This window comes from Bradyrhizobium sp. S3.7.6 (assembly GCF_054061875.1).
Genome location: NZ_JBSSEQ010000001.1, coordinates 3252072 through 3277604, shown reverse-complemented (window position 1 = coordinate 3277604; position 25533 = coordinate 3252072). Strand labels below are relative to the sequence as shown.

Below are 25533 nucleotides of genomic sequence, written 5' to 3'. Positions count from 1 at the left end.
CCGGTCTAGATTCGTTAGTTATCGACAACAATGCGGGCCCGTCAGCTGACACTGGCGGGCCGCTAACTGAAGCAGGCTTGTTCTCACAGCTTTCTACCCATTCGGCTCTGTACGGAGATTTCCGATCGGTGTTAAGTTGGCACGCGATGATCTTCAGAAATCCTCAGGCCGTCATTACGTTGATGGGCATTGGGGCCTGTTTTGGTCTGATGCTCTGGCTCCTTGCAAGCCTCTGGCCGGTTTTGCTTGCTCTCGGTGGTTGACGATTCCTTTGCTGAAAGGCGGTGCGTCATGGACTGTCTCAGCCTTGTTATACCCGCCGCAATTGGCGTGCTGGCCGCTTTGTTCTTCATTAGCCACAGTAAGATTGATCGGCGGAGACGGTGATGCAATTACCGCGGGCCCGCATGTGTATAGAGGGCCCGCCGGCTCACGCTGGCGGGCTCTTCGTCAGTGGAATCGCGGTCTAAGCCGTTGAGCTGACTCTCGTTTGATCCGGAATAAGCCAAAACGATTCACTGCAAGAATCCCCGCCGGCGTCACGTCGGCGGGGGGCTGACACTAACGGGAGGCGGAGAGAATGATCTTTTGGGCGCTCGTTTCGAATTTGATGGTGGTGGTCTGCGTCTTGGCGGCAAACTACCTAGATCGCCGAGCTATTGAGGCCGGGGCCTCTGGTCTGCGGTGGCGCCGACATTAAGGCCGCCTCAGTTGGCCTACTTGCCGGTTTTCGACACTGTCTCGCGCCGAATTGGCACAATGCTGCACATGCCAAGGAAAAGAGTCCCAGCTATGTTGGGTGATGCGTGAGGAATGGGGTTTTCGGTTTTTCATCTGCGCGGCCGGGGCCATACCAGTCGTCGTAGTGTTCATTCTGCTATTCAAAAAGTAAGGCCGCGTCGGTCGGCGGCCTCTCTACTGATCCCTCTTGAGTCGTCCGTGAAGAATGCGGATTGATCTGAGAAATAAGCAGAATTTGTCTTGATGTAGTATTCGATTTTGCAGGAAAGCGGGGTGTTGGACCTCGCTTTCTTGCGTTTTAGGATTTTGCTTTTGGGCGATTCGTGATTCCCTGACGGCGTCGTCGACATTGGGGAATGCGATGAGCAAGCCGAGGGATGATCGCCAGAAAGACCTGTTGCTTCCGGCGCTTGATCAGATCATCGACATGGGTCATCCGCTGGTGCGGTTGGCAGCGCTGATCGACTGGAACATCCTGAATGAGCGCTTCAGTTCAGTGTGCCAAGCAGGGTCGGGCCAGCCGGGCTTGCCGACGCGGCTAGTCGCCGGCCTGTTCATTTTGAAGCACATGCACAACCTGTCAGATGAGGTGCTGTGCGCTCGCTGGATCGAGAACCCCTATTACCAATACTTCTGCGGCGAATTGAGCTTCTGCCACCGTCTGCCGTTCGATCGATCGTCGATGACACGCTGGCGGCAGCGGCTCGGCGAGGAACAGCTCGTCGCCCTGATCCAGGAAAGTCTTTCAGTGGCGCACAAGACCGGCGCCATCGGTCCCAAGGACCTGGAACGGGTGGTCGTCGATACCACAGTGCAGCCCAAGGCGGTTGCACATCCGACCGACGCGCGGCTGCTGCATCGAGCAATCACCAAGCTGGTCGGGCTCGCCAAGTGCAACCGTGTGCCGCTACGCCAGAGCTATCTGCGCCTGGCCAAGCGCGCCGCCATCATGACCGGCCGCTATACCCACGCCCACCAGTTCAAACGCGCCCGGCGGCAGCTCAAGTTCCTGCGGACACGGCTTGGCCGGATCATCCGCGACATCCGCCGCAAGATTGATGGCGATACGGTGCTGGAAGCTCGCTTCGGCCCGTTGCTCGGTTTAGCGCAGCAGGTGCGCAGCCAGGATCAGCATCAGCGCGGTCCGAAGGTCTATGCGTTACATGCTCCGGAGGTTGAGTGCATCGGCAAAGGTAAAGCCCGCGCGCCCTACGAGTTCGGCTGCAAGGTCAGCATCGCCACCCCTGTGACGTCTCCGAAGGGCGGCCAGTTCGTGCTCCATGCCAAGGCCCTGCATGGCAATCCCTTCGATGGGCACACGCTCGGTCCCGTAATCGCCGACATGGAGAAGCTCACCGGGGTGGAGACTCGCCGTATCCACGTCGACAAAGGATATCGCGGTCACAACCACCCGCATCGGTTCAGGGTCTGGATCTCGGGTCAGGTCCGCCGCGTCACAGCTTCCATCCGTCGCGAGATGGAGCGTCGCGCGGCTGTCGAGCCTGTCATCGGCCACGTCAAGGCCGAGCACCGCATGGACAGAAATTATCTCAAGGGACGCCTCGGCGACCGCATCAACGCTGTTCTCGCCGCCGCCGGCTATAACTTCGGTCTGCTGCTGCGATGGCTCGCAGAGCTCTTGCGTGTCATCATCCGAGCCTTCTTCGAGACCGTCCCGGCTCGAAACACCGCTTGAGCCGGGCGCCGCCGCCAGTTCTTCACGAACGACTCTTGAGCTTGCGCCGGCCCCAATGGGGCTCCTTTCCCTTCGGGTTAAGCTCGGGACGTGGTGCCGGTTCAATGCCCGCATGATGCCGATCCGAGCGAACATCGTCGGGCCGCCACCTTCCGCCACCAGGATCAAGGCTTCCATCGCCGCTTGCCACTCCGGTGCGGCGTGCTCCTTCTTCGGTAGCGCGGCGATGTACTCGCCGGCGTCGAGGAGCGTCACCAGAGTGCGTTCGCCAATCTTGACCGGATCCTCGAAACGCCGACCCAGCCTCGTTCGGTCATTCCTTCCGCTTCAGCTCAGGTCCCGCAACAGCAATGGCGTGTTCAACCTCGTCGGCCAGAACTGTCAGATGCTCGGCCAGCCTTGTGAACAGTTCTCGCTTCTTGGGTTCAGTAGCAAGATCGCGGATCAAGGCGCACTCGGCAGCATCCGTGCGGAGCTTTTCTAACTGAGCCTGCATGTCCTTCATTGCGATCGGTTCCGTTCCCGATGAGGAACTATACCGCTTTGGGCACAAGTGGACAGAACTGATTGCCGGTTTTTCCTATGCTCGTGATCACCGTGGCGACCCCATTACCGCCAAGGTAACTCCAACGGCCCCGGCCTTCACACCTCAAAAGCCATGCCGGGGCCGTTTTTAAGTGGCGATAGCCCATGCCACCGATAGGCCCATCCCTCGCCGCCGCTCTGTTCTCTGCCTTGGTCATGGCCCAAGATTACGAGGGAGTCGGACAAGGAGCCAGCCGCCGGATTTCGCAGGGCTGAAGCGGTCGAGCCCAAGCTATAGGTCAATAGGCTAGCGCTCGTGGACCCCAAAGCACCTTATCGATCACCGTCGCCATTAGAAGAATAGATGCGCGGTCAGTGAGGTGAACTGTATCGCTTGAGGTGAGATCGGCCGCCGTTGGTCCAATTCTCGTCAAACACCCCCGATGGTCGCAGAGTGCATCCCGTGCCGAGATGAACTCAGCTCCAAGCTGTTCCAGCTTCGCCCGCATGGGGGCATCCTGCCAATTCAGGGAAACTCCTATATTGGATCTTTCGGGGATCAATTCCTGATGTTGCAAGTAATGCAAAATGACCTCCTGCGGTAGGCCGCGCCGCCACACCGGCACGGGACCGAGGACCACTATACGGGCGTGAGTGCGCTGTTTCAGGGCCGCGACAATGCCGGCCACGCCATCCAAGTTTAGACCCCAGTAGGCATGCAGCAGCACAACCTCCGGGTCCATCTTCACCGCGATTTCGAGCACTCGTGCATTGTTTTCACGGCAATTCGCAGGGCCGTCCAGATCGGGCATGCAAGAGCTGGCAGTGAATTGCGCAATGCCAAATTCGCGCGTTTCTTGGGCTCGGCGCAGTCCAGGCAGAAGCGCACCGGCCGTCGAATCGCCCCATAGGAAAACCATCGGGCGCTTGCCGTGATCGACGCACGTTTCGGCGTAATCTGTTTTTTGACTCAGATCGAGAAGGCATTCGCCGACTCGCCAGCCAGAGCCATCCGTGCGGATGGAAGCTATCGCTCGGACCTGCGGAGGCAACCGCCCGTCAAAGCCATCCGATCGAACCACAATTATGCCGGCGGCCGCGATTGCCATCATCCCCGCGACTAGGCCGCAGGTCTTGAGTGGTTGGCTGCGGCCGAACCGGATTGGAAATTCAATGAACCGATAGGTCACCCATGCCAGCAGCAAGCTGAGGCTGATGACTAGGCCACGCTCGATTTCGGTCAGTGAGGCGGTTTTGATCATCGCGAAGTAGACAAGCAGCGGCCAGTGCCAGAGGTAATGCGGATAACTGATCAAACCACCCCACACCATCGGTCGGCTGGCAAGAATGACTCGGCACCCCCACGCGCCGGGAGACGAAAGCACAAGCAGCGTTCCGATAACGGGCAGCGCAGCCCGCCAGCCAGGAAATGGAGTGGCGCTATCGAATAGAACCACCGTGCAGCCGATCAACAGTGCGCCTGCCAGTGCTCGAATGTCCTGCCATCGCCCTTCCGAGGCCTCGCGACAGCCCAAAGCAAGCGCTGCGCCCGCGAAAAGCTCAAAGGCTCGGGTGACCGGCAGATAGAAAGCCGCAATGGGGTGATTGCCGATCAGCGCCAAATTTAGCGCGAATGAAGCCAAGCCGAGGAACAGCGACGCCCGGAACAGGCTTAGGCCTTTGCGGGCAAATACAATTAAAACCAATGGCCAGAAAAGATAAAACTGCTCTTCGATGCCGAGCGACCATAAATGCAGAAGTGGCTTCTTCGCCGATTCCACGTCGAAGTAGCCGGACTGCATCATGAGCGCGATATTGGCAGAGAACGCCGCGCTCGCCGCCGTGTCGATGCCAAGTTGCCGATAGGCGTCTGGAAGCATCAACCTGTAGCCGAGGGCCAATGCGGCGGCCAGCACAACCAGAAGCGCCGGGAATATTCGGCGAGCTCGCCTTGCGTAGAAGCCAGCCAGATCGAAGCGGCCCGCGCCAACGTCCCGAGCAATAATGCCCGTGATCAAGTAGCCGGAGATGACGAAAAAGATGTCAACGCCAATGAACCCGCCTGGGAAGGTGGACGGATAGGCGTGGAACAAGACGACCAGCGAAACCGCGATGGCGCGGAGCCCGTCAATGTGCGGTCTATAAATAGCTTGATTGCCCATGTCCCAGCGCCCGGCCAGCGCCCCCAGAAACATTGGGCAATAAAGCGTAACGAGCACACAAGGGCAACCATTGCGCGAGCGGGACTATTCCGGGGGCGGAAATCGACTAACTGGCAGGTGCTGCGCAGGTCTTTTCTATCAAATTGGTCAGCAGGCGGCCCGCGACGTTCATGTCCTCTCGGCCTGCGCTGACCAGCAGTCAACTTCAGGCGGGGCAGCACCCACGTTTCCTTCATGACAATGTAGCCTGGTCCGGTCCGTTGGACGTTGGCGCAAATTTCCGGATTAAACCGCGGGGCAGGAGGCATCTGAGCAACGCTAGTTGCCAATAAGACCGCGACAATCATGAACACCTCTACAGCAGGCCGGCGCCAGCATGATCCTTAAAAAGTTCCGCCTCTTGGACGTAGCCGCTCATCGTCTCGATTGACTTATGCCGGCTCACGTCTCGAATTCGGAAGATGGACTTTCCCGCAGCAGCAGACGAGGTGAGGAAGCCGCGGCGCAGCGAGTGCCCGGAGAATTGCTTTTCGTCCAAGCCGGCGGCGCCAGCGTAGACCTTCACGATGTTGGCGACCGATCGATCAGTGAGCCTACCCACGCTCACCGTGCCGGCTTTGTTGACCGGTCGGAACACTGGCCCGGCTTCAATGCCAGCCGCGTCGAGCCATTCCCGCAGAGCGACAACCGGACAGCTTGTGGAAGATCCTCGAGCAATGGCTATGGTTACGCCTTGGGCCACCATTAGGCCACCCCAGCGAACTGCCGCGGATCGATGCCGTCCGCCTTCAGTCTTACGATTACCGACTGCCGAATGTATTCGGATTTCGACTGCCACTTCGTAAGCGATGTTCTCAGGCCACGCGCCAGCGTTCTTGGGTAGCGAGATAGGCCCAGGGTAGCAGTTCGTCGATCTGGCTGTTCGGGTGGTCGTTGACGATGCGGGTGATGACGTCGGCGAGATAGGCGTGGGGTTCGACGCCGATGAGCTTGCAGGTTTCGATCAGTGAGGCGATGACGGCCCAGTGTTCGCCGCCGCCGTCCGAGCCAGCGAACAGGGCGTTCTTGCGGTTGAGCGCGATTGGGCGGATAGCGCGCTCGACGACGTTGGAATCGATCTCGACGCGGCCGTCGGCAATGAAGCGCGTCAGCCCGTCCCAACGCGACAGCGCATATCGGACGGCCTCCGCGAGTTTGGTCTTCTGGCTAATCAGACCAAGCTTGGCGCGCATCCAGGGTTCGAACTCGTCGGCGATCGGCCGGCTCTTCTCTTGGCGGACGGCGCGACGCTCGTCGGCGGTGCGGCCGCGGATCTCGGCTTCGATGACGTAGAGCCCGGCGATACGTTCGAGTGCCTCGCTGGCGATCGGTGCGGGACCGGCCGCGGCGAGTTCGTAGAAGCGCCGGCGCACATGGGACCAGCAGAACGCCAGTTCTACGTCACCGCGCTCGGCCATGACCCGATAGCCGGCATAGCCGTCGACCTGGAGGATGCCGGCAAAACCCGCGAGGTGGACGATCGGCCGTTCGGCCTTGCGATCGGGAGCGTAGACATAGGCGACGGCGGGCGGGTCCGTGCCGCCCCAGGGCCGGTCGTCGCGGGCATAGGCCCAGAGCTGGCCGGTCTTGGTGCGGCCGCGTCCGGGATCGAGCACCGGGGCGGTGGTCTCGTCGGCAAACAGTTTTGGCGACTGCTTCAGCCTCGCGAGCAGTCGCTCATGCACCGGCCGCAACAGGAAGGCTGCCCGCCCGACCCAATCGGCCAGGGTCGAGCGATCCAGCTCGAGGCCCTGGCGGGCGTAAATTTGAGCCTGCCGATACAGCGGCAGATGGTCGGCATATTTGGCGACGAGTACCTGCGCCACGGTGGCTTCGGTCGGTAGCCCGCCCTCGATCAGCCGCGCTGGCGCCGGTGCCTGTACCATGGTCTCGCAGGCCCGGCAGGCATACTTCGGCCGCCTTACGACTAGGACCCGGAACTGGGCCGGGACGATATCCAGTCGTTCGCTCACATCCTCGCCGATCCGGTGCAGCGCCTGCTGACAGCACGGGCAGGCGTGATCGTCGAGGTCGACCAGCATCTCGACCCGCGGCAGATGCGCCGGCAACGCTCCTCTGTTCCTGCGGCGCCGTGCGGCTCGGCTCGATCGCTCGGCAGCATTGGCTGCATCGGTCGCCGCATCACTGCTCGCCTCGACCTGCTCGACCTCCTCCAGGCCGAGCAGCAACTGGTCCTCCGGCAGCGTCTCGGCCCGGCGGCCGAAGCGATGACGCTGCAACTCCTTGATGATCTGCTCGAGCCGCGCGGCGCGCGCCCGTTCGGCCAGCAGCATCGCCTTGAGCGTGCCGGGATCGTCCGGAAGCGTGTCGGCCGTCGTCGCCATGATGCGATTACACCATGCGTCGCGGCATCCCGCGAGCGCGACATGCATACTGATTCACTGTGCCGCAGTTCAACTCGCTTGGATCGGCGACGGTGTCTCGCGCGCGGCGTGGACGCGCTTCCAGTCTAGTCCTTCGAGCAAGGCTGACAGCTGCGCCGCGGTCAGGCGAATGACGCCGTCCTGCACGTTGGGCCAGCAGAACGAACCGGTCTCAAGCCGCTTGGCGAACAGGCACACACCCGTGCCGTCCCAATAGATCAGCTTTACCCGGTCGGCGCGCTTGGCGCGGAACACATACACGGCGCCGGAGAACGGATCGGCCTGGATGCTCTCACGCACCAGGGCCGCGAGCCCTTCGGCACCCTTGCGGAAGTCGACCGGCCTGGTCGCCACCATCACCCGCACCGCGCCCGTCGGACCGATCACGTGCAGGTCTTCAGCGCATGGATCACGGCCGCAATCGTCGCGGCATCCGCGCCGCGGCCGACCCGGACCGCGACGCCGTTGATCTCGAGCTCGATGATGCTGCTGTTCTCGGCGCCCTCGAGCGCCTTCCGGAGGCGTCGGCGCTGCCGCGGTGAGCGCTCCGGCGGCGTGGACGATGGGGTAACGACAGCGGGCACGAACGTCTGCGGCTCGGGAGCCACAGGGATCGCAACCGGCTGTCGCATTTGCCGGCGCCACGTAAACAGCTGTTGCGGCGACAATCCGTGCCGCCGCGCGACCTCCGATACCACGGCTCCCGGGGCCAGCGTCTCCTCGACGAACCGCGCCTTGTCGTCGGCCGAGAACTGCCGGCGTCGGCCGCTCTCCGTGATGACCTCGACCAGACGAACCGAGGTCCTGGGCTCAAGCATATGTTCAAGCTTAGACACAAGCCGATCTCCAATCAGAGATCGATCATTCCTCGCTCGACGCCTTCAATGGAAGGTGGGACCGAAACAGCGCTTACGCCACTTCAGTCTGGCCGCGCCGTCAATCGCTTCCGACAAACCAGTCGGCGCACGAAATTTCACCAATTGTTCAAACCTGGTGGGGTCGTCCATTTCTTGTCCTCATGCGCTCTGCATGAGGTTGTAAATACGCGAGATGGATGATGCGTGGCCATGCCAACGCTGCTGGTGTTACGAGTTTGGTGAAAGCCGCGAACTTTCCGGCGCGCATCTGGGCCGGTCTCGGATCTGCCTTCTTCCGAGAAGGGACGACACTCGGACATTGCGGTAAAAAGAGAGGCACTACATCAAAAGAAAATCCAGGAAGTGCAAATGCTCCCGTACAAACACAGGACGCAAATGGACGCCGTCCGAAAATATCGGCTCGCGCGCTCCAAAAAAGGGTGAACACATCTCACCGTTACCGCAAACGTCAGGAAAGACATCTAGCAACTTCGCGCCCGTGCGCTCCGCGACGGTGCGTAGATCTGCGTCATGCTGAGCAAAAGGCGCTCGCAAATCGGTAATTCGCACGGATGATTGGGCATTCGGATCGACACGAATCCCAGTGACACTTCGAGTGACCATGCGTTGGGGATTTAGAGCGGTAGGGGACTGCGGCGCGCCTAGCACAAGGTAAACCGTCGCGTTTCGCTTCAATTCGCGAACAAAATCTTCGAGATTGGCATAGAAAGCGCGCCTGCCTTCGTCTCCTCCCTCCAGAGGGATAGACGTGCCAGCCCGTTCGATGAAGGCATGTTTCCTTGGCCAATAATGAGGACTGATAACGACCGCTTGCACTTTCTCTCTTCGTACCAGTTCCGACAATCTGTTCACGACGACGCCGCAGTCTGCAAATTCATCGCGTGCGGTCACGCCAGGCACCAACGGGCATGCTGGGCCTGTCACAAAATAAGCGCTGACCGCCAACTGCCCTTGGTCTTCGAGTTGCTGCAAACGAGGGCCGTAGTGGAACATTGTGCTATTGCCTGCCAGCGCGACTTTACGGTCGCCTTGTCCGATCTGCGCCACTACGGAATTTCTGCGGCGATCAAATTCAAGAACGTTCATGCCCTTCGTCGGCGCGTAGGTCTCATCGAGAGTGGCAGCATTCATCTTCTCCAGATCAAGGCTGGCCTGAAACCGTTGAGGCACACCACCTATGATCGATACCATCAAGCCAGAAGCGCCAAGCACGGCGACGCATGCCGCCGCAATGGCAGTGTATCGAAAGCGATTTGAATTAAGACGAACGGGCTGCTCAATGAAACGATACGTGGCCCAAGCTAGCAGCAAGCTCGCAACCACAAGTCCGAAAGCCATAAGAGAGGTTGGGGGCTTCCCTCGGATAACATAGGAGAAGGCGATCAGTGGCCAGTGCCAAAGGTATAGGGGATAGCTGATAAGGCCTATGGATACCGCAGCGCGGTTTGAAAGGATCGTTTTGTTAACAATGGCATTTGGTCCCGCCATGATGACCGCGATCGACCCCGCCACAGGTAGCAAAGCGAGCCATCCGGGAAAGCGCATCTCGGGTGCGAACGAAGCCGCAGAGATTGCAATGGCTGCAATGCCCGTAATTGAAATTACATGCCTGAGGCTTGCTTTGAGATTGATATCCGGTCGCCAAGCCAGTGCTGCACCCGCCAGTAGTTCCCAGAAGCGGGAGACCGGCAGGTAGAAATCGCTCGATGTGTCAGTGAGCGAGAGAGCCAAGTTGACCACAAAGGAGGCCACAAGCAACCCAGCTGTCAATCGCCCAATCGTAGCCTTTAGTTTGAAAGCAACCCAAAGCAGCGGTGGCCAGAGAATATAAAACTGCTCTTCAATCCCCAAAGACCAAAGATGCAGTAGCGGCTTTGAAGTAGCGGCACCGTCGAAGTACCCGCTCTCGCTCCAGAGCGCGATGTTAGACAGGAAGCTGGCCCCGAAAAATACCTGCTTGCCGAGTTGAGCAAGCTGCGAGGGCATCAATACGACGAAGCCATATACCAAGACGGCGGTGAGGCATACGGCGAGGGCAGGAAAGATGCGCCTGATGCGGCGCCCATAAAAGCCCGCCAAGGAGAAGCGGTGCTGCTCGATTTCGCTGAACAGGATTTTCGAGATGAGATATCCGGAGATGACAAAAAACACGTCAACGCCAACAAAGCCGCCAGGAAGCCACGCTTCATTAGGGAACGCATGGAAGATCACCACCAAAAGCACAGCCACCGCCCGCAACCCGTCGATATCGGGGCGATAGCTTTGGGCGAGCGTAGTTGTGTTGATCGGCGCGCGTCCGGCGCGGTTGAACTGCCCTGGATAAGATCCAAACTCGACAAATGTTTTTGTTGGCGCGTCTCGCGGAAAACTGTCGAGCAACTCCGCTTGTCTGCGGGCGCCTTGCATCCGGGAATAATGCTGTCGCAACTGAGTAGCGTTGCGAAGCACTCCAACCACAGTATGGATCATGCCGCTCGTTCCACCCTAGGTGCGTCGTGGCATGTTTTTCGATATGTGTCTAATTATTTCCAAGCGTTTCTATTCCGCTGTCGAAAATCACCTATTCTGGACATTTGGAGGGTTTGGGCAGGGGGACGCCGAAGCGATCAACGTACCGCACCACTCGCAAGTTCGAATGATCGCCCGCATGGTAAGCCGCGAGCGCCGCCTCATCCCCGTCTAGGAACATGGCAAGTGCAACTTGACTGACGATGACCTGCCCCTGAAGTTTCACCCAGTAGCGGTTAGAGTCTCGGCGGATGTTACGCCGTTTGGCGCGGTGTGAGCAACGTGCGATCGGCGGAGCTGGTCGGGGTTGCGCAGCCGATCGCACGTTGCGGTGAGGTAGGCGGCATAGGCCGCAGGGGTCAGATAGCCGAGCGAGGAATGCGGGCGTTGGCCGTTGTAGTCGCCGACCCAATCCGCAATCTTGGCGCGGGCGTGATCGAGGCCGAAGAACAAGGTTTCGTTGAGAAGCTCGTCCCGCATCCGGCCGTTGAAGCTTTCACAGAAGCCGTTCTGCATCGGCTTGCCCGGCGCAATGAAGTGCCAGTCGATCTTGTTCTCCTCCGACCAGGCCAGCATGGCATTGCAGGTGAACTCGGTGCCGTTGTCGGAGACGATCATGCCCGGCTTGCCGCGCTGATTGATCAGCGCCGTCAGTTCGCGTGCCACCCGCCGCCCCTGGATCGAGGTGTCGGGGATGGCCGCCAGACATTCCCGGGTCACGTCATCGACGATATTCAGGACCCGGAAGCGACGGCCGCTGGCGAACTGGTCGTGGACAAAATCCAGCGACCACCGGGCGTTCGGCCGAGCCTCGACCAGTATCGGCGCTCGGGTGCCCACGGCGCGGCGGCGGGCCCGGCGCTTGCGCACGCTGAGGCCTTCCTCTCGATACAGACGGTAGATCCGGTTCCGCCCGGACGGCTCGCCCTGCTGGCGAAGCAGCACGAACAGCCGGCGGTAGCCGAACCGCCGACGGGCATTAGCAAGCTCGCGCAAGTGGCCGCGTAGTTCGGTGTCCGGCGGTCGGCACGATCGGTACCGAACCATCTTGCGGTCAGCGCCGACGATGCCGCAGGCCCGCCGCTCCGCCAGACCCATGACGGCCTGCAGGTGCGCGACGGCTTCGCGCTTGGCGACGGGCCCTACCATTTTTTTGACAAAAGCTCGCGTAGCGCTGCAGCATCCAGCATCTGCTCGGCCAGCAGCTTCTTCAGCTTGGCGTTCTCGTCCTCGAGTTGCCGCAACCGCTTGGCATCGGAGACGTCCAGACCGCCGAACTTCGCCTTCCAATTGTACAGCGTCGCTTCAGAGACGCCATGCTTCCGCGCCAAATCGGCAGCCTTCGCACCCGCCTCATGCTCACGCAGCACGCCAATAATCTGCTCTTCCGTAAACCTGGCTCGCTTCATCTGTCCGTCCTTCAGAAGGCCGGACTCTAACTTCAACTGGAGGAAATCGGCAGGGGCAGGTCAACGACCCAAACGCCACCACCGACCCGCCGGCCAAGTCCATGTTGAGGACACCAATTCCGGATCGTGGTCTCAGATTTTCCTGCCCTTCTAGCTGCCGCAGCTAAACTGATCCCTTCCCGAGGGTCATATGGCGTGAGCACCTTCATATGAGCAGCCTCAGGCGCTTTCACGTTCAGTCTAAGTATCCCGGAAGGGTCGACTTGCTCAAACCGGTCGATTATCTCTGCGACCAAACGTGCCCAACGTATCACGCAGGCCATTGGCTTTATTGGGACGCTACGCATTTTACCTTGGCCGGATCGACTTTCATGACCGATAGGGCTGCCTCAACATTTCGCACGTTCATCCTGGGTGGATCGAACGCGATGTCTTCAGGCGCACCAACTGGGAACTGATCTGTTTCGCCTTCGCGCTCGACGAGGTCCGTCCTCTCGCATACTTCGTCGTGCGCGTGGTGCACGTTGTCGATCACGTATGAAGTAACAGGAGTAAGATTCGGGTTCATGCACGAGCTCTCCTGTGTCCGACAAGTACACGCTGGGATGTGCGCCAACTTAAACTTGCGAAAAATGACGGATTATTTTTGCGGGGGCATCAGATAGGTTGACGCTTGCAAGTTTCCCCCATGCCGCGCGTGCGTCGGCAAATTGTGGTCACAGCACTGTCACAACGGTCACATCAATTCGGCTTGCCTCGACTTGACCTTTGGGGGGTACGCCCCCTAACATATTGTAGTGATCGTCAGTGTTTTCAGGGACTTTTGAGACTTGCACTAGAGAGACGCCAAGCCCACCGAACCGGTCGCGTTGCCCTCCAATGCAGCCGTTTCACCCGGCGAGCCGACGTCTAGAGCCGGGCTCTGTGGTCTGTATGTAAGCGCGTCGGCCATCCAGCGCGGCCAACCGGTCAATTCCGCAATGCCTTGAGCTGGGGGATCTGGCTCAATCCGCGGTTGGCGCGGCTTCTGTCGGTCAGTGCTCATGTATTCTCCTGCGAACGCAGCCAAAGCTCTTCGTGAGAGACGTCGAAATCGCCCGTCGCGCCGATGCTTCCAAGAACGCTTAGCGGTTCGCGGAGCACGGATTCCTCAACATGGGCGTCGAACGTTTGACCGTCGCCGGGATGTACAATGACCCGCTCGATGCGATGAATGAACTCAAGGGCTTACCGTCTTCATTCGCGATGGGCTGCAACGGCTTGCCCCATCCGCGATCGAGAATGGCATTGGCGGCCGAGACACGTGCATGCGCTGGAGCATTCTTGTCGAGCATGATCTTCACGAGAGTATTCACGGCGTGTACCGTGTGCGTCCGCGCAAAGGATTTGATCTCAGTCATCGTTCGCTGCTTCAAAGTTCTGCGAGCCGCCTCCCTCACCAACGCCACTTCAGAACGCTTGTTCACCAATTCGGTCATCTGAAAAACCCCGTTGCAATCAGGTCCGGTCCTGGTTCGAGAATAAAAAAACCCGCGGCGGATGAATCTCCGGCGCGGGTACGAACGAAATCGTCTCAATGATAGTATTATGCCAGTGTGTTGCCCGACGTGTCAAAGACGCCAAAGCGGCTCCGGGTGCGGGTCGCGCCGGCGCCGTCATTCCAACCGGCAAATCGGCGACGTCGGTTTTTGGGATTTGAGCAGAAATTCTCTGCCAACCAGAGTATTGCCGGTTTTGACCCAACTCGGACCTCGACAGCTACGGCCGCGCGTCCAGTGTTGCCAGACGATTTCTCATGGCTCTCAACTACTTCTTGTAGCCGACGTAATAGGTGCCGATTTCGGCGCCCGTACTGTCCTTGATCGGTTCGTATCCGGTTATGTAGGGCGTACCCAGTATAGGCACCTCGCCGTAATAGCTCTTCCCCGCCTTGATCGCTTCAAGCGCTGGCCCGGCCAGGACGGTGCCAACTGCTCGGCCGCTTCCATCGGGTTTTGGCACACTTGTGGACACTCGGACGTATTCGCCTCCGTCTTTTGCAAACAGCGTGGCCGTCATCCCTTTGCCGTCCTCGCTTCCAACCGCGTCGACGATGTCAAAGTTGTTATTGATCTTAGTCGTGCCGAAATGCAGAGCGGGTGCGTCTTTACCCCCAACAGCTTCCCTTCCTTCGAGCTTGGGGGCTCCTAATTTCGCCGTCATAGCTTTTAAGGTTTCCATCGATTTCGTTACTCTCGGATCCGCTTGGGCGTGCCCGGTGCCCGGCGTTAGTGCAACAAGGCATGCGGCGGCCATAATGCCGACCAGAAAGGTTTTCCGATCCATTGTAAGCTCCTGATGTGAAATACGGCATTTTCCTTCACGCGCACATCACGCGGTGTGCACGACATTCGCGCCTCGGTTTTGACTGCGATTGAACAGACCAGAGATTACAGGTCTAAGAATTTGCCCGCCGACGGCATCAGCGCTGCCGCTAAGATAATTGGCGAATACAGGACTGTCGGCACGTCCTCATGGCAGCTCGCAAGAGAAGTTACATCACTTCTGCCTTGCCGCAAAGCGCGGTCGCGGCCCGCGCGTTGGTACACGGTTCACTCTGCTTCAAGGTCCTGCATTAGATTTGTAGTCGGGGTACCCGAAACTGACGAGCCCGGCGGCACTCGAGCAATCACAGAAATGCGCTCTGTTGGGCAGACCGGACATAGGCGACACGGTCGCTGATCGATGCGATTGACCGAGGCGGTCCTGCACGCGGATGGCGCGTTGTCGCATGCACCATCCGCACCCACAATCGATCTCTTGCGAAGAAACGAGCGTTAAGCCTTTAGGTCGGTGATCCGCATAATCGCGACCACATTCCCATCGTTGAACGCCTGTTCTTTTGTTTCCTTGTTGCAGGTCCAGACAAAATTCTTCTTGCCCGTAAAGGTCTTTCCCTCCTGCTCAAGCCGAAGCTCCCCTTCGGTGATATGGCAGATCATGGCATTCATCATCGGGGGCCCCATGGTCTTTGACCCCGGCTGCATAATGATATCGCGCATTGAGACGGTCTTAAAACCTGGGATCAAGGATGGTGTTTCGCCTTCATATTCACGCACCACGACACCTGGCCAAGGCGTCGTATCCTTGTAGCTTGTGGCTTGAGCGGCGGCTGGCTTGACCATGGCAGCCGAAACTGCAGCCAACGCGATTCCCAGTGCGGACCTTCGATCGATCTTGCTCATCGCTTTCTCCCGACGTTACCGAACGAGCCGCCGCATAAGCAGCGCGCAAAGTTCGTGGTGAACGGTGGTACGAAACCGAAAAAAGAACGGCTTCTAAGAGAGCGTGCTTGCCGACGGCACAAGTGCTGCTCGTTTGCCCGGACGGTGATTTCGGCACGTCCCGCTTCAAGGGGCAGTGGCATTCTACGTCACTTGACGCATCCGGGAAACAGGTGGCGTCACACGAAGACACTGTGGCCCCTAAGCAATGTCCGGAATTGGCCCTTAATGCACAGGCCAACCTGACGTCTGTTTGCCCATTGATGCGAATACAAGCATCATTACAACTAGCGACCCCCCTCACTCGAAACTACCTTTGGCCTGGCGAGCGGTAAGGAATAATCGTCTCCATGTGCAATCTGTATTCGATCACCACCAATCAGGCCGCCATCGCCGGGCTCTTCCGCGTGGTCCGTCGCTACGAGGGTAACTTGCCACCAATGCCGGGCGTATTTCCGGATTACCCGGCACCGGTCATTCGCGACGCAGGTGGGGGCGAACGGGAGATTGTGATGATGCGTTGGGGCATGCCGCCACCACCGAGCAAGCCCGGCCCGCCCGTCACCAACATCCGCAACACCTCGTCGCCGCACTGGCGCGCATGGCTCAAGCCGGAGCATCGCTGTCTCGTGCCCGTCAACAGTTTTGCTGAGTATGCCCCTGAGCCGAATCCGGAAACAAAGAAGAAGGACGTCGTGTGGTTTGCGATGGACGAGACGCGGCCGCTGTTCGCGTTCGCCGGTATCTGGACAACTTTCAAGGGCGATCGCGGTACGAAGTCAAAGCCCGTGCCTGGACCTCATCAGGTCCATGGCTTTCTCACGACGGCGCCGAATGCCGTTGTCGAGCCCATTCATCCAAAGGCAATGCCGGTGATCCTGACGACGGCCGAAGAACGAGATGCTTGGCTGCGGGCGCCATGGGACGAGGCTAAGGCGCTGCAACGGCCTTTGTCAGATCAAGCGCTTAAAATCGTGGCGCGGGGCGCAGACAAGGAGGATAGACCTTCAATCGCCGACGCCACTTCCGTTCAATAGTGAACTTAGGAACTACCTGCACGCGATAGGAATAAACTGCTCAAACCGAGCTGCGATGACGCCCGAGAGATTCTTCGATCCACTTAACAAATGATACTGACTCTCCTCGGCCCGAGGCGTAGAGTTGAAATATCACCGCAGCGGCACTTGGCATCGGTCGGATGAGAACGCCAGTTGCGCTCCCGCCCCACTCGAACGAGGGAGCAATGCCATGCTGAAGCGACGTCGTTACAAACAGTCCAAAACTCTCAAGGAGCGGCTCGCTGACGAGGCCGCTCGCCTTCGCGAGGAGGCCCAGTCGCTTGCGCCGGGACGGCGCCGTGAGATCCTGCTGCGCCGGGCGCGACAGGACGAGACGGCCATGCAGATCGAGTCCTGGCTGCATTCGCCGGGCCTGAGGGCGCCGACATGAGCCGGCAATACCGCGCCTATCTGGTCGGCGAGAACGGCGTGTTTCGCTCCGCCGAAGCGTTCGAGGCTGACTCCGATGCATCCGCGCTTCGCGTCGCACAACAGTTCACGCGCCGGGGCAACGTCGAGGTCTGGCAGCTCGACCGGAAGATCGGCCTGTTGCTGGCGCAAGCCACGCCGCCCATCGCAGCCTGACCGGCAGCCACGCGCCTGAACCGCCGCACTGGAAGGTGTCACTCCTCCGCAAGCTTGCGCTCGATATAGGCGTCCACCGTCTCCGCGAAGGAGCGCTGCACCCCGACCGCGGCACCGTGCTGGTCGAGCGCGTCGCGCTGGAGCACGCGCAGGCCGCGCCCGCGGAGGCTGGCCGGCGCGGTGTTCAAATATTGATCGATGGCGCCTTTGGCGAGCGGAATGGCCCTCGGATCGCCCCTTGCGATCAAGAGACGCAAGAGGCTCTGGCAATCGGCCAAACCGGGCATGGCTCCGCCTTCAGCGTTGCTGCGATTTCGGCTTCGGCCGCTTGACCGGCTGGGTGTGCGTGCCGAACAGTGCCAGCAGAAACGCGACTTCTTCTTTCGAACCGACCTGGATCATGGCTTGTCTCCTTCTCGCTCCGTTGGTCGGGGCCAACGGGCGCGGCGTTCAGGACAATCGGGTTTCAGCAATGTTTCAGGCGTGTTTCGTCGAGACCGAAATCGATCTTCAGACAACGATCTACAGGTGGCTGCTGAACGTCTGGCGGCGGTGCCGCCGGTGTTTTTGTCCCACCTAACTCCTGAAAACGGCCCCGGCGCGGGACGGGGGGCTGGGGGGCGCCGGAGCCGCCATTCCAGGCCGGCCATCGGCGGTGGGCCGACCACAAGACCAATTCCAGTTTGGAGCAAGAAGTTCCAAAGGGGACCTGGCAAAGCGAACAGCTCAATACTGAGGACGCTTCAACAGCTCCGGCAATCGCGCGATTGCCGTTGCGATCCGTCGCGCCTCGTCGCGCGATAGATATTGGTGGGCATACTGATAGCCCCACGAGTGCAGATCATCGCGATGAAGAACGCAGCAGATCGTGAAGCCGTTCGCGTCCTTGACTCGGAAGCACTCCTCTTCCGCGATCATGACCCACGGCGCCGGAAACCGCCTGAGATTGTCCATCCATGATCACGGGCGTGCGTGGCCCCGTTGCTGCTCAACTCCGTGCGGTACGAGGCGGCGCTTGGCAAGACCAGTCCGCGGCGTTGCCGGCGGCCGGCGCGGAACGAAGAGGCTGCGCACGAGAATAGGCTCGCTGTCGCCGAGCCGTGTCCGCTCCTGAACCAGGCCGCTCATCACGACGCGCATCTTCATGATCTCTTCCGCCACGAAGGTGCAGTCCTCGTCGCGATTGATCTGCTCGTGCATGATGGCCTCGGCCTCTCGCATGCTGATGCGTAACGCTCTGATAATGTTGCGGATTTCATTGATGCGGTTGTCCACGGCCCATCTCCACCTGACGACCGGACAATAAGAACAAATCATGAACAATGAGTCAATACGATCTTCACTCGGATGACTGATTGCTGCCGGAGAGGCCATGCACAAGAATAGGCTGTCGCCGAGCCGTGCCCGCTGGCATGTTTCCGACGTGGCCTAGTTTCAATTTTGGAACTGAAACCGGACGAGCCGTTACGAGAGTCGATCAAATGGCTCAAGGAGCGCGACATGCCGGAGCGCCGGAGAGTGACGCAAACCCGCTCCCTTGAGGAACGCCTTGTCGAAGAAGCCAAGCGGCTTCGTGCGCAGGCTCAACTACTCCCCCCAGGTTTTGATCGGGAGCATGCAATCCGTAAGGCCTGCCAAGCCGAGACCGGGTCGCACATGAACGAGTGGCTGAGATCGCCCGGGCTACAGCCGCCGAAGTGAGGCCACCTCAGTTGGCGGCCTCTCCTGTTTCTGGCGGCATGTAATCGTCCGGAAACGGCAGCATGAAGTCCTATCCCATGGTGTCCTAATCCGCCTCTGCGGGTGTGAAACGATCTCGTCTCCTACCCGTATCTATTGGGGCGGGGGATTTCAGTGCCCAGTTCGACGCAGCGCCGCTAAGCATCCATTTGAGCTTGGTCGCGTTGTGCCGTTGAACCTTCTCGTCATCCATTTGGACTGATCAATATCCGGGATTTTGCTGATCCCTCTCGGGGCTGGAACGCCGCCGCCTGCGCTTCATTTCAAGCGGGCGGCGTTTTCATTTGTGTCCTAATCTGCCAGATCGGCTGTCCTAATTAGAACAGCCCCCGATGTGGGAGATCTTCCACCCCCAAAGGTCCGGCCAACAGCGTCCCGGCATCGTTGGCCCAACGGGTCAAACTTTAGCCAAATGCGGTGAAGCGGATTCGGCGGAATGAAATCTCCTCGCGCCATGCTGGGACATGTCCCTTGCGAGGGTGCATGGGCAGGCTGGAGATTCCGTCGATGTATTACGTCGCCGCCGCATTGCTGGTGCTGTCGGGACTGTTCTACTCCGCGAGCCATCACGAGCTCGGCCAGTTCGGTGCGAACGTGTGCAGCTATGGCAGCACGTTCTGCGACAACCCGGTGGTCGTCTTCACCGGCGGCGCGCTGGCCGCCGCCTGGGGCATGTTCGTCAGCATCAAGTAGCAGCACGCGCCTCGGCGCGCATGCGTTGGACGCGTTACATCGCCAATTCCTTGCGGACGGCCGCGGCCGAATTGCCGACCTTGTCGACAGCCTTTTGCAGCTCCTCCTTCGATACGCCGAGCGCGTGCGTCCAGTACTTGACCTCGAAGGCCTCGTGCATGTTGATCTTGCTGCGATCCGGTTGCCCGCGCTTCGTCAGATGGTCCATCGCGTATCCTCCCTCATGGAAGAGCAAAACGCCACCATGGACCGGCCGTTCCAAACGGCAGGACGAGACTCATACGTCGAGGCTTACGCGTCGAGGCTCATACGTTCAGCCACAGCATCGAAGCGAGCACCGCTGAAAAGAGAAACAGCCCGACAATTGCAATTCTGAAAACCAGGTCGGCGGCCAAATGTGCCCCCTCTTGTCGTTGCAAATTCTTTGCTCGTACGGCGCGCGGCCCCGCCTTGGGCAAGGCAGGACCGCACCGTGACTTTGCTGCCGGGGCGGGTTGGAACGGCCCGTCAAGCGGCACCGCAACACGCTCATCCACCATTGGTTCCAGGTTTTTCGGAGAGCGCGAATCGGAGCGATGTTAACCCCACTGATCAGTGGGCGCCACTGTCATGAGAACCAGACCGTGCCGCGCGACGGCGGACAGCCGAGCAAGTGCTGCCTGATCGCCGACGGCTTCCGTGTCCAGGGATCGGCCGACCGTCGGCGACATGCTCTGGCGCAAGAGGCTGGCGACCGTTTTGAACGCGGGCAAACGAAGAGCCCGCAACCGGTGACGGTGCGGGCTCGACGATCTCTGTGATGGTACTACTTTACAAGTGTTTTGCCCGACGTGTCAAAGCAAAGAAGAAGCATCGGCGTCAGCAGACGGCGCGGCGCCGGCCGACGCAGGAACTTTGCGGCCATGACGCGCTTAAAGCACACTTCGCAATTCCGGAAGCCGGAAGGTCAGCCCCTGTCAAACCGATCGAAGCAGCACGCCGCCAAGCACGACAGCGCCGAAGGATCGGCGAAGCCCGGGACGGGACTGCTGCAACGGCTGGGGCCCGGGCTCATCACCGGCGCAGCCGACGACGATCCGTCGGGCATCGCCACCTATTCGCAGGCGGGTGCGCAATTCGGCTACGGGCTGCTCTGGACGGTTTTTCTCACCCTGCCGTTCATGATCGCGATTCAGCTCGTCAGCGCTCGGATCGGCCGGGTCACCGGCAAAGGGCTCGCCGCCAACGTCCTGCAGCTCGCGCCGCGCTGGATCGTGCTGGGGCTCGTCTCGCTGCTCGTCATCGCCAACACCTTCAACATCGCCGCCGACATCGCCGCGATGGCGGAGGCGCTCTCGCTGGTCATCGGCGGGCTCAATCACGAGCACGCCCTGATCTTCGCGGCGGGTTCGACCCTGCTCCAGGTGTTCGTGCCCTATCGCCGCTATTCGCCGGTGCTGAAATTCCTGACGCTGACGCTGTTCGCCTATGTCGCCACCGCCTTCACCGTGGAGATCCCGTGGAGCACCGCGTTGCTCGCCGCGGTATGGCCGAAGGCGACGATCAGCGCCGACTATTTCCTGATGGTCGTCGCCGTGCTCGGCACCACCATCAGCCCCTATCTCTTCTTCTGGCAGGCCTCGCAAGAAGTCGAGGAGATGAACCAGGGCAAGCGCGACAAGCCGCTGCGCGACCTTCCAACCGGGGGCGCCCCTGAAATCGCGCGCATCAAGGCCGACACCATCGTCGGCATGCTGCTCTCCAACAGCATCGCCTTCTTCATCATCCTGACCACGGCGGCCGTGCTGAACGGCAATGGCATCACCAGGATCAACTCGGCGACGGAAGCGGCCGAAGCGCTGCGTCCGCTCGCCGGCGATTTCACCTTCGCGCTGTTCGCGCTCGGCATTATCGGCACCGGCCTTCTGGCGATCCCGGTACTCGCGGGCTCGGCGGCTTACGCCGTTGCTGAGACTTTCGGCTGGCACGCCACGCTGGAGGCGAAGCCGGAAAAGGCGATCGGCTTCTACGCCATCATCGCGGCCGCAACCATCATCGGCTTCGGTCTCGGCTTCACCGGCATCGACTCGATTCACATGCTGGTATGGAGCGCGGTGCTCAACGGCATCGTTGCCGTGCCGGTCATGGCCATGATGATGCTGATCGTCTCGAGCCGTGCGATCATGGGCCGCTTCAAGGCCCGCTCACGGCTGGTCGCGCTGGGCTGGCTCGGCACCGCGATCATGGCGCTGGCCGTCCTCGCTCTGCTCGGCTCGTCCGCGATCGGCTGACCAGACCGGCGACAGCGACGCCGAGACCTGCGACGCCAAGATCTGCGGCGCCAAGATCTGCGACGCGACGACGACGATGAAGGCCGCGAGCACGGCCGGCACGCTGATGAACCGTATTACGGCGTCACGGGATTGACGGTCGGAGATGTCTTCGGCCCCGGCCGCTCCGGCTCGACCAGCGACTTCGGTGCGGTGGGAAGCACCTTGGCGCCGGCGGCATGTGCGGCCTCGCCCGTCGTCGCATACATCGCAACATGAGCCGGCTGAGTCTTGGCGCGGTTCCACGGCCCGTGATCGACGATCACCATCGCAGCAATCGTCAAGCCGGCCACGATCAGCGCGATCACGCCGGGATGGCGAAGCGCCGAGGACATGGAGTTTACGAAGCGATGTGTTGTCATCGAAGGACCCGTGCTGTTTCCTCTCGCGGGTTAACTCAAACGCATCCTGCGAGTTCCGCCCTTCGCTTAAGCAAGTTCTGAGCCACTGCGCGGAACCGATCGTCCCGATGCGATCACTTTTTCACGTCCGGGCGCGCGTCGCCGACAAAGCTGTCGCGGTTCGGCATTTTGACAGCCGAAAGCGATTTGGCATTGAGTGTCGCATCGGCTCCCACCAGCCCGTTCAGGTTCAGGATATAGGCGGACACCGCATAGACGTCCTCGTCGCTCAGCGACTGCGGCGCGTTCTGCGGCATGGCGCGGCGGATATAATCGAACAGGGTCGGCGCATAAGGCCAATAGCTGCCGACGGTGCGGATCGGCTTGGCCGTTGCGATCGTGCCCTGCCCACCGGCGAGCCGGTCACCCAAGCCACCCTCGCCTTTATCGCCATGGCACGAAGCACATTGCTGGGCGAACACCTCGCGCCCATGGCTGACCGAACCGCCTCCCTGCGGTAGATTGCGGCCGTCACGTCCGACATCGATATTCCAGCCCGCGATCTCCGCAGCCGTCGCAGGGCGACCGATGCCATAAGGGCTTTGCGCCTGCGCTCCGCTCGCGAAGGCACCCAGCGCGATTGCGACGGCAACGCCGCAGGTCTCACGCCAGCGCATTGGTCACCTCGCCGTCGGCCGCGATGCGCCAGGGCCAGATCGCGTTGTTGTGGTAGAAATAGTTCTCGCCGCGCACCGCGAGCAGTTCGGCCAGCGTCGGCTGCACATAGCCGGTCTCGTCGACGGCACGGCTCTGGATCACGGCTGGCTTGCCGTCCCATTGCCAAGGCAGGCGGAAGCGCGTGAGGGCGCGCGTCAACACCGGCTCCTGCAATCGCGCGTCCTGCCAGCTCTTGCCGTCATCGACCGAAACCTCGACACGCTTGATCTTGCCATGTCCGCTCCACGCGATGCCGGTGATCTCGTGGAAGCCGGGCGCGCTCAGGCGATGACCGCCCGAGGGGCGCGTAATGATCGACTTCGTTTCCATATAGAAGGAAAACTCGCGCGCCGTGCCGTCGGACAAGAGATCGGTGTATTTCGAGGTCTCTTCGCGCGAATAAATGGGCTCCGCGGTCACGTGCAGGCGGCGCAGCCACTTCACGCTCATATTGCCTTCGAAGCCCGGCAGAAACAGCCGCAAGGGATAGCCCTGCTGCGGACGCAACCGCTCGCCGTTCTGGCTGTAGACCAGAAGGGCGTCCTCGAGGCATTTCTCGATCGGAATGCTGCGCGTCAGCGCGGCGGCGTCAGCGCCTTCGGCGACGACCCATTTGGCGTCCGGTTTCAATCCGGCCTCCTGGAGCACGAGCTTCAGGCTCACGCCGGTCCATTCGGCGCAACTCACCAGACCCACGAGGTCCGATGCCGTCTTGCCATAGGGCTTGGTGTAACCGGGATTGCCGGAGCATTCGAGGAAGTGGATGCGCGACTCCGACGGGAAGCGCCTGAGATCGTCCATCGTGAAGATCAGAGGCCGCTCGACGAGGCCGTGCATCATCAACCGATGCTGCGCCGGGTCGATGGTCGGAACACCGCCATGATGCCGCTCGTAGAACAGTCCATTCGGCGTGATGATGCCGTCGAGCTCCTGCAATGGCGTCCGGCTGGAGGCCGATATGTACTGCTTGAGAGTCTTCGAGATGTTCTTGACGACGCCCTTCTCGAACGGTGACGGCGCGCCATAGGGCTGGGCTCCCATCGGCTCGCCCGGCGCCTTCATCCATTCGGGAATGTTGGGCGGAAGGTTGTCCGTCTCCGCCGCGGCCGACGCACCAGCGCCCAGAACGGCGCCGCCCGCCACCGCGGTGCCGCCTTGCAGGAAGCGACGGCGTGTTGTTCTCGCGGATTTTCCCGCGGCGTCGATCGTGCTGCTCATTGCGGATCCTCGGCTGAAGCGCGACCCGCATCAAACCCTCCGCGAAGGGCGTTTGCAATCCGCACCTATTTCAAAAACAGGCGATTTCGACCAGGACTGGTCTAGATCAGCCAGCCGCAACAGTCATTCCGTTCTTCGCGATACAAGACAGCTCTCAGTTTCACTCGCCCGGAGCGATCGCGTTACTCGGCGTCGGGCGGTCGGTGATCTGCTGTCCGAACAGGCTGCCGATCAGCTCGACCGCAGTGCGCGCGGTGCGACCGCGCTCGTCCAGGAACGGGTTGAGCTCGACGATGTCGACCGATCCGACCACGCCGGAATCATGAAGCAGCTCCATGATCAGATGCGCCTCGCGATAGGTCGCTCCGCCCGGCACTGTGGTGCCGACTCCCGGCGCCACACACGGATCGAGGAAATCGACATCGAAGCTGACATGGAGCACGCCATCGCACGCCTTGACGCGCTCGATGACGCGCCGGATCAGCACAGCGACGCCAAACTCGTCGATCTGGCGCATGTCGACCACCCTGATCCGGCGTGTGCGCATCAATTCCCTTTCGAGCTTGTCGATCGAACGCGCGCCGAACAGGTCCAGCCTGTCGGGATCAATCGAGGCGCGCGGATCATCGCCGAGCAATCCGTCGAGGCCGGGCTCGCCACACAAGAACGCCGCCGACATGCCGTGCATGTTGGCGGTGATCGTCGTCTCGGGCGTGTTGTAATCGGCATGGGCGTCGAGCCAGAGCACGAACAGCGCGCGTCCGCGCTCCTGCCAATGGCGCGCCATGGCATTTACCGATCCCATCGACAATGTGTGATCGCCGCCGAGGAAGATCGGCAACGCGCCGGTCTGCGCGATCTCATGGCCTCTGCGACTCAGCACCCGCGTCCAGCGCTGGATTTCGCGATAGTGATTGGCTTTCTCGGGCGGCCTGTCAGCGAGGTCCCCGACCTCCGCCACGGAGAGATCACCGTAATCGACGACTTCGAAATCAAGGCTTTCGAGCAGTGCCGCAAGGCCGGCGGTGCGCAGCGCTGCGGGGCCCATCAAGGTGCCACGCTGCGAAGCTCCCATGTCGATGGGCGCGCCTAGCAAGGCGATGCGCCGGGCTCGATCCGGCATGGTCCGATCGGTCACGGCAGCCTCCTGACATCCACAAGGTCGTGACAGCCTAACAGAGATTCGGACCCGTCGTTTCACGGGTATTTCCCGCTGAAAAGACGCCGCGCGAGAAGCCGTCCCGGAACAAAATCCCGCGCGCCGCAT

General features: G+C 60.7%; 26 protein-coding genes and 2 pseudogenes. 7 read left to right on the top strand and 21 right to left on the bottom strand.

Translation table 11 applies throughout. From position 1 onward, the window contains the following. The first annotated feature begins 1102 nt into the window (after window positions 1–1102). Window positions 1103–2437 carry an IS5 family transposase gene (locus ACVJ5M_RS15505; protein ID WP_456679348.1) on the top strand — a complete coding sequence of 445 codons (1335 nt, stop codon included), beginning with the start codon at window positions 1103–1105 and terminating at the stop codon, window positions 2435–2437. Between the two features lie 313 nt (window positions 2438–2750). Here the strand turns inward: ACVJ5M_RS15505 and ACVJ5M_RS15500 are convergent, their stop codons facing one another. The 9 genes and pseudogenes from ACVJ5M_RS15500 to ACVJ5M_RS15460 all read right to left on the bottom strand — a co-directional run. Beyond that, on the bottom strand, window positions 2751–2942 hold the full coding sequence (locus tag ACVJ5M_RS15500; protein ID WP_063982064.1) for a hypothetical protein: 192 nt from the start codon (window positions 2940–2942) through the stop codon (window positions 2751–2753). Window positions 2943–3261: 319 nt separating this feature from the next. Continuing rightward, a complete protein-coding gene (locus ACVJ5M_RS15495; RefSeq protein WP_187387994.1) occupies window positions 3262–5124 on the bottom strand; it encodes an acyltransferase family protein in 1863 nt (620 codons plus the stop codon). A gap of 355 nt (window positions 5125–5479) precedes the next feature. Further along, window positions 5480–5869 (bottom strand): tyrosine-type recombinase/integrase, encoded by a 390-nt coding sequence (locus ACVJ5M_RS15490; protein WP_063982062.1) that lies wholly within the window; start codon window positions 5867–5869, stop codon window positions 5480–5482. Window positions 5870–5978: 109 nt separating this feature from the next. Further along, window positions 5979–7508, bottom strand: a complete 1530-nt coding sequence (gene tnpC / locus ACVJ5M_RS15485) for an IS66 family transposase (RefSeq protein ID WP_354132706.1) — start codon at window positions 7506–7508, stop codon at window positions 5979–5981. A gap of 69 nt (window positions 7509–7577) precedes the next feature. Beyond that, window positions 7578–7934 carry an IS66 family insertion sequence element accessory protein TnpB gene (tnpB, locus tag ACVJ5M_RS15480; RefSeq protein ID WP_007606730.1) on the bottom strand — a complete coding sequence of 119 codons (357 nt, stop codon included), beginning with the start codon at window positions 7932–7934 and terminating at the stop codon, window positions 7578–7580. Further along, the gene (gene tnpA / locus ACVJ5M_RS15475) at window positions 7931–8383 is read right to left on the bottom strand and encodes an IS66-like element accessory protein TnpA (protein ID WP_144030647.1); all 453 of its coding nucleotides are present in this window, start codon (window positions 8381–8383) and stop codon (window positions 7931–7933) included. Before tnpA ends, tnpB begins: the two co-directional genes overlap by 4 nt. A 360-nt stretch (window positions 8384–8743) precedes the next feature. Then, on the bottom strand, window positions 8744–10894 hold the full coding sequence (locus tag ACVJ5M_RS15470) for an acyltransferase family protein (protein ID WP_084795043.1): 2151 nt from the start codon (window positions 10892–10894) through the stop codon (window positions 8744–8746). A 261-nt stretch (window positions 10895–11155) separates the two neighbouring features. Continuing rightward, on the bottom strand, window positions 11156–12223 hold the full coding sequence (locus ACVJ5M_RS15465; RefSeq protein WP_231142186.1) for an IS3 family transposase: 1068 nt from the start codon (window positions 12221–12223) through the stop codon (window positions 11156–11158). Then, window positions 12190–12342 (bottom strand): annotated as a pseudogene (locus ACVJ5M_RS15460) (transposase); the annotation flags it as partial. The gene ACVJ5M_RS15465 and the pseudogene ACVJ5M_RS15460, both read right to left, overlap by 34 nt. A gap of 209 nt (window positions 12343–12551) precedes the next feature. On the opposite strand from ACVJ5M_RS15460, the pseudogene ACVJ5M_RS15455 reads away from it, so the two are divergent. Beyond that, window positions 12552–12665, top strand: a pseudogene (locus ACVJ5M_RS15455) (hypothetical protein); the annotation flags it as partial. A gap of 5 nt (window positions 12666–12670) precedes the next feature. On the opposite strand, the gene ACVJ5M_RS15450 reads toward ACVJ5M_RS15455, so the two are convergent. From ACVJ5M_RS15450 to ACVJ5M_RS15435, 4 genes are all read right to left on the bottom strand, one after another. Continuing rightward, window positions 12671–12910 carry a hypothetical protein gene (locus ACVJ5M_RS15450; protein ID WP_187387993.1) on the bottom strand — a complete coding sequence of 80 codons (240 nt, stop codon included), beginning with the start codon at window positions 12908–12910 and terminating at the stop codon, window positions 12671–12673. 556 nt (window positions 12911–13466) lie between these two features. Next, entirely contained in the window at window positions 13467–13820 is a 354-nt protein-coding gene (locus ACVJ5M_RS15445; RefSeq protein WP_063982058.1) for a hypothetical protein, read from the bottom strand. A gap of 328 nt (window positions 13821–14148) precedes the next feature. Beyond that, the gene (locus ACVJ5M_RS15440) at window positions 14149–14667 is read right to left on the bottom strand and encodes a Cache 3/Cache 2 fusion domain-containing protein (RefSeq protein WP_063982057.1); all 519 of its coding nucleotides are present in this window, start codon (window positions 14665–14667) and stop codon (window positions 14149–14151) included. A 491-nt stretch (window positions 14668–15158) separates the two neighbouring features. After that, entirely contained in the window at window positions 15159–15566 is a 408-nt protein-coding gene (locus tag ACVJ5M_RS15435; RefSeq protein ID WP_085405751.1) for a hypothetical protein, read from the bottom strand. Between the two features lie 389 nt (window positions 15567–15955). Here ACVJ5M_RS15435 and ACVJ5M_RS15430 point away from each other — a divergent pair, with 389 nt between their 5' ends. The 3 genes from ACVJ5M_RS15430 (at window position 15956) to ACVJ5M_RS15420 (ending at window position 17248) form a co-directional block, all read left to right on the top strand. Further along, the gene (locus ACVJ5M_RS15430) at window positions 15956–16642 is read left to right on the top strand and encodes an SOS response-associated peptidase (RefSeq protein WP_354077023.1); all 687 of its coding nucleotides are present in this window, start codon (window positions 15956–15958) and stop codon (window positions 16640–16642) included. 211 nt (window positions 16643–16853) lie between these two features. After that, window positions 16854–17054, top strand: coding sequence for a hypothetical protein (locus ACVJ5M_RS15425; protein WP_063982055.1), 201 nt, complete (start codon window positions 16854–16856; stop codon window positions 17052–17054). Continuing rightward, a complete protein-coding gene (locus tag ACVJ5M_RS15420; RefSeq protein WP_028153017.1) occupies window positions 17051–17248 on the top strand; it encodes a hypothetical protein in 198 nt (65 codons plus the stop codon). The genes ACVJ5M_RS15425 and ACVJ5M_RS15420 overlap by 4 nt, the downstream gene beginning before the upstream one ends. Window positions 17249–17286: 38 nt before the next feature. Here ACVJ5M_RS15420 and ACVJ5M_RS15415 read toward each other — a convergent pair whose 3' ends face one another. The 3 genes from ACVJ5M_RS15415 to ACVJ5M_RS15405 all read right to left on the bottom strand — a co-directional run bounded on the left by ACVJ5M_RS15415 (window position 17287) and on the right by ACVJ5M_RS15405 (window position 18523). Beyond that, window positions 17287–17535, bottom strand: a complete 249-nt coding sequence (locus ACVJ5M_RS15415) for a hypothetical protein (RefSeq protein WP_014493719.1) — start codon at window positions 17533–17535, stop codon at window positions 17287–17289. A gap of 439 nt (window positions 17536–17974) precedes the next feature. Then, window positions 17975–18166, bottom strand: a complete 192-nt coding sequence (locus ACVJ5M_RS15410; RefSeq protein ID WP_231142698.1) for a hypothetical protein — start codon at window positions 18164–18166, stop codon at window positions 17975–17977. 42 nt (window positions 18167–18208) lie between these two features. After that, window positions 18209–18523: a hypothetical protein gene (locus tag ACVJ5M_RS15405; RefSeq protein ID WP_231142700.1), complete on the bottom strand. Its 315-nt coding sequence runs from the start codon at window positions 18521–18523 to the stop codon at window positions 18209–18211. A gap of 972 nt (window positions 18524–19495) precedes the next feature. Here ACVJ5M_RS15405 and ACVJ5M_RS15400 point away from each other — a divergent pair. Continuing rightward, window positions 19496–19681 carry a hypothetical protein gene (locus ACVJ5M_RS15400; protein ID WP_014493715.1) on the top strand — a complete coding sequence of 62 codons (186 nt, stop codon included), beginning with the start codon at window positions 19496–19498 and terminating at the stop codon, window positions 19679–19681. A gap of 34 nt (window positions 19682–19715) precedes the next feature. Here ACVJ5M_RS15400 and ACVJ5M_RS15395 read toward each other — a convergent pair whose 3' ends face one another. Next, the gene (locus tag ACVJ5M_RS15395) at window positions 19716–19889 is read right to left on the bottom strand and encodes a DUF3606 domain-containing protein (RefSeq protein ID WP_064502491.1); all 174 of its coding nucleotides are present in this window, start codon (window positions 19887–19889) and stop codon (window positions 19716–19718) included. 694 nt (window positions 19890–20583) lie between these two features. Between ACVJ5M_RS15395 and ACVJ5M_RS15390 the strand changes: the two genes are divergently transcribed. Then, window positions 20584–21951: an NRAMP family divalent metal transporter gene (locus ACVJ5M_RS15390; protein ID WP_231142703.1), complete on the top strand. Its 1368-nt coding sequence runs from the start codon at window positions 20584–20586 to the stop codon at window positions 21949–21951. A gap of 116 nt (window positions 21952–22067) precedes the next feature. On the opposite strand, the gene ACVJ5M_RS15385 is transcribed toward ACVJ5M_RS15390, so the two are convergent. The 4 genes from ACVJ5M_RS15385 to rocF form a co-directional block, all read right to left on the bottom strand. Beyond that, the gene (locus ACVJ5M_RS15385) at window positions 22068–22352 is read right to left on the bottom strand and encodes a hypothetical protein (protein WP_063982050.1); all 285 of its coding nucleotides are present in this window, start codon (window positions 22350–22352) and stop codon (window positions 22068–22070) included. A gap of 113 nt (window positions 22353–22465) precedes the next feature. Next, a complete protein-coding gene (locus ACVJ5M_RS15380) occupies window positions 22466–23008 on the bottom strand; it encodes a c-type cytochrome (RefSeq protein WP_063982049.1) in 543 nt (180 codons plus the stop codon). Further along, window positions 22995–24266 carry a sulfite dehydrogenase gene (gene soxC, locus ACVJ5M_RS15375; RefSeq protein ID WP_063982048.1) on the bottom strand — a complete coding sequence of 424 codons (1272 nt, stop codon included), beginning with the start codon at window positions 24264–24266 and terminating at the stop codon, window positions 22995–22997. Before soxC ends, ACVJ5M_RS15380 begins: the two co-directional genes overlap by 14 nt. Window positions 24267–24426: 160 nt before the next feature. Further along, window positions 24427–25404, bottom strand: a complete 978-nt coding sequence (gene rocF, locus ACVJ5M_RS15370) for an arginase (RefSeq protein ID WP_063982047.1) — start codon at window positions 25402–25404, stop codon at window positions 24427–24429. Window positions 25405–25533: the final 129 nt, after the last annotated feature.